This is a genomic window from Blautia sp. OM06-15AC (assembly GCF_003481425.1).
GTDB lineage: Bacteria > Bacillota > Clostridia > Lachnospirales > Lachnospiraceae > Fusicatenibacter > Fusicatenibacter saccharivorans.
Window position 1 is genome coordinate 1 of the sequence record NZ_QULD01000024.1, and the last position, 3,387, is coordinate 3,387.

Annotated in this window: 5 protein-coding genes; all 5 read left to right on the forward strand. The window is 44.0% G+C overall.

Going from position 1 to position 3,387, the window contains the following annotated elements; genetic code table 11:
• The first annotated feature begins 11 nt into the window (after positions 1 to 11).
• Positions 12 to 194 (forward strand): hypothetical protein, encoded by a 183-nt coding sequence (locus DXB83_RS16205; protein WP_082424984.1) that lies wholly within the window; start codon positions 12 to 14, stop codon positions 192 to 194.
• A gap of 108 nt (positions 195 to 302) precedes the next feature.
• Positions 303 to 1,700 carry an ATP-binding protein gene (locus DXB83_RS16210; RefSeq protein WP_112483362.1) on the forward strand — a complete coding sequence of 466 codons (1,398 nt, stop codon included), beginning with the start codon at positions 303 to 305 and terminating at the stop codon, positions 1,698 to 1,700.
• A gap of 154 nt (positions 1,701 to 1,854) precedes the next feature.
• Complete coding sequence (gene tnpA, locus DXB83_RS16710; protein ID WP_173841882.1) at positions 1,855 to 2,196, forward strand: IS66 family insertion sequence element accessory protein TnpA; 342 nt, start codon at positions 1,855 to 1,857, stop codon at positions 2,194 to 2,196.
• Entirely contained in the window at positions 2,189 to 2,542 is a 354-nt protein-coding gene (gene tnpB / locus DXB83_RS16220; protein ID WP_118639954.1) for an IS66 family insertion sequence element accessory protein TnpB, read from the forward strand. The genes tnpA and tnpB overlap by 8 nt, the downstream gene beginning before the upstream one ends.
• A gap of 152 nt (positions 2,543 to 2,694) precedes the next feature.
• The coding region (locus DXB83_RS16225) for an IS66 family transposase zinc-finger binding domain-containing protein (protein WP_147399385.1) at positions 2,695 to 3,387 on the forward strand (693 nt) is incomplete at its 3' end.

The following is a 3,387-nucleotide window of genomic DNA, read 5'->3' on the forward strand; positions in this document are numbered from 1 at the left end:
AACAGTATCAGATGGCTTTTATAAAATGTCAATATACGGATGATTACCTACTTACCTGTGTACAGCTCGGTATCAGCATTGCCGACCTCGACCTGCTGACCATCGGGTTGGTCAATGATATGTTCACGGAGCGGCAGAATGACGGCTATTCGTACAAAGAGCTGGCAAGTCAGTCGGACTTCGATCGATTTTAAAGGTTCGACTTATTTTACTTGACTTTGCAGACTATCTGATTTATTATACTCGTAAAGAAGTAACTTACGAGTTACTAACTCACGAGTATAATTATTGGAGGTGAGTAGATGAGTCAATTCTATTGCCGTGAGGATGAGCTGCGGAAACTGAATAAACGGTATGCAGGTGATAAGTTTGAGTGCATTGTCATCTACGGCAGACGGCGTGTTGGTAAAACGGCACTGATCAACGAGTTCTGCAAAGATAAGCCTACCATTTTCTTTTCTGCATTGAACACGACAGGAAAGGAAAATCTGGAAGCTCTCTCAAAGTCGATTATGAGTTTTGAGCGGCCGGATATGGAGTCTGCACCGGAGTTCAGGTCCTATGATGCAGCTTTGGATGAGTTGACAGCACTTTCAAAGGAAAAGAGGATTGTCTTTGTCATTGATGAGTATCCTTATCTTGCAAAAGCAAAACCAGCTATTTCAGCGATGCTGCAGCACATCATCGACCACAAATGGACAGAGTCCAAGATGTACCTGATTCTTTGCGGCTCCTCTATGAGCTTCATGGAGAGTCAGGTGCTTGGAAAGGAAAGTCCGTTGTATGGCAGACGTACTGGCCAGTTTAAGATTGAGCCGCTAGACTATAAAGAAACCGCTGTGTTCCACCCAAATCTGTCTGCAGAAGACAATTCCCTGATTTATGGGATCACGGGAGGAGTTCCCCACTATATCAATAAGTTGGATGTGCGAGATAGTGTGGATGAAGCTCTGTTGGATAATTTCTTTGACCGCTCCAGCTATCTGTATGAGGAACCGGGGAACTTACTGAAGCAGGAACTCCGGGAGCCGGCCATTTATAATGCAATCATTAAAGCGATTGCAGAAGGTGCTTCCCGAATGAACGATATCAAGATGAAGGTCGGCGAGGAAAACTCGGTCGTATCGAAGTACCTGAAAACGCTGATCGACCTTGGCATTGCGAAGAAAGAAACACCGATTACAGAAAAACCGGGTAAGAAAACCATCTATCTGCTGGCTGATAACTTCTTCCGTTTCTGGTATCGGTTTGTGCCAATCAATATGAGTGCCATTGACTCTGGCAGAATTGCAAAGACCTATCCACACGCTGTAAAGCAGTATCTTCCTGATTACATGGGTCTAATTTATGAGAAGATGTGTCAGGATTACCTGCTCTATTATTCGGATAGCCTTCCTATTGAGCTGAGTGAAATCGGCCAGTGGTGGGGGACAGACCCGAAGAAGAAAAAGCAGATACAGATTGATATCGTCGGAACTCCTGTTGAGGGCAAAGACTATATCATCGGTTCATGCAAATACCGGAATGAGAAAATCGGTGTGGATGAACTCGATTTGATTCGGGATTATGCCTCAGTTTTTGGAAAGGGCAACAACTATCACTACTATATCTTCTCGAAAGGCGGATTCACAGATGGACTTCTTCAGGCACAAGAGCGAGGTGAAGTTCGGCTGATAACGCTGGAAGACCTTTACAAGTAAAAATTCTAATCAACCCTGCTGGTGAAAGCTGGCAGGGTATTTTTATACCCATTTTTAGCCTGTCTACTCGTAAGTAGGTAATCATCCGTATCTGTTTTTTCATTTTTTATTCTGCTACAATCTCCTTAAAACTCAGGAGGTATTCTATATCACTATGAATAAAGAAGAAAAAGCAAAACTCTGGTCTGACCGTATCCAACAATACCAGACCAGTGGACAAACATGTAAACAATGGTGTACAGAAAACGGTATCCCTTTATCTACGATGGGATATTGGATCCGCAGATTTGCAAAAGAAGAGCCGGCATCCGAATCTGAACAGGATATGGTCTTTGTCAGACTTCCATCTGAGCAGGAAGCTGCCAGAAAGCTGCTCTCTGAGGAATCTTCATCGGTGCGTATTTTTATTTCAGACAGTATCCGTATTGAAATATCTGATTCCTGCAGACCGGAATTGATGGAATCTATACTGGGATTCCTGCAGCGCCATGCTTGACCTGGCAGGAGGAACAACGGTATATCTTTCCTGCGGAGTCACTGATCTGAGAAAAAGTTACAATGGTCTGGCCGCCATCATCAAATTAAAATTTCACCTCGACCCATACTCACGCTGCATGTTTGCGTTCTGCAACCGTCGGCGTACTTCTATAAAGATCCTTCAATGGGATGGATCTGGATTCTGGAGCCTGATGAAACGGCTCGACCGTAATGCTTTTCAATGGCCGGATACTCCAGATGAACTCCGTCAGGTGACTCTGAAAGAGATCCACTGGCTGTGTGACGGGCTCTCTTTAAATCCCAGGGGTGCATTTGAGGAACACCATCCAAAGATCATCCTGTAAGCATAAGACAGCGGAGCTGTCAATCCCGTAAAAATCATGAAAAACAGGGCATTTCCCAGCGTATTTCCTATATCTGGAAACGCAGTTTTTTATAGGAAAACAGCTGGAACCATGATATACTTTTTATAACGCTAAAGCAGGGAGGACAGGACATGGAACCGATCTTTACAGATAAACAGCTGAATAACATGAGCCGTGAAGATCTGATCTCATTGATGAAGATCGTACAGGAACAGACAAAGAAGAAGGATACAGAGATCCAGCTGCTGAAGGATAAACAGAAAGAACTCGAATTCTTAAATGCCATGCTCTCTGACCGTCTTACCCTTGCGCAGAGAAAACAGTTTGGGGCATCCAGTGAAAAGTATGCCGAAGAATATGAACAGATGAACCTGTTCAATGAGGCAGAAGCCAATGCGGATGCGGAAACAGAGGAACTTTTTGAAGAGATCCGGTTATCCTCTTATAAACGTAAAAAAAGAAAAGGAAAGAAGGAAGAAGATCTTTCCAATTTTGAGACCGTTGAGACCAGGACCTATAAACTGGAAGGGGAAGCCCGTTACTGTCCGGAATGCGGAAAAAAATACAGCGTAGTAACAAAGGAGACTGTAAAACGCCTGCGTTTTATACCTGCAAAGTTTGAAGTTGAAGAAGAGATCACTTATGTATACAGCTGTCCGGAATGCGGATCCATGAAACGTCCGGAAAAAGAACCTTCCCTGATCCGTGGGAGCATTGCTACACCTTCCCTCGTAGCAGGTATCATGAACGCTAAATATGTAAACGGGATGCCTCTGGCACGTCAGGAAAGAGAGTTTGCCAGATATGATCTCGATCTCTCCACA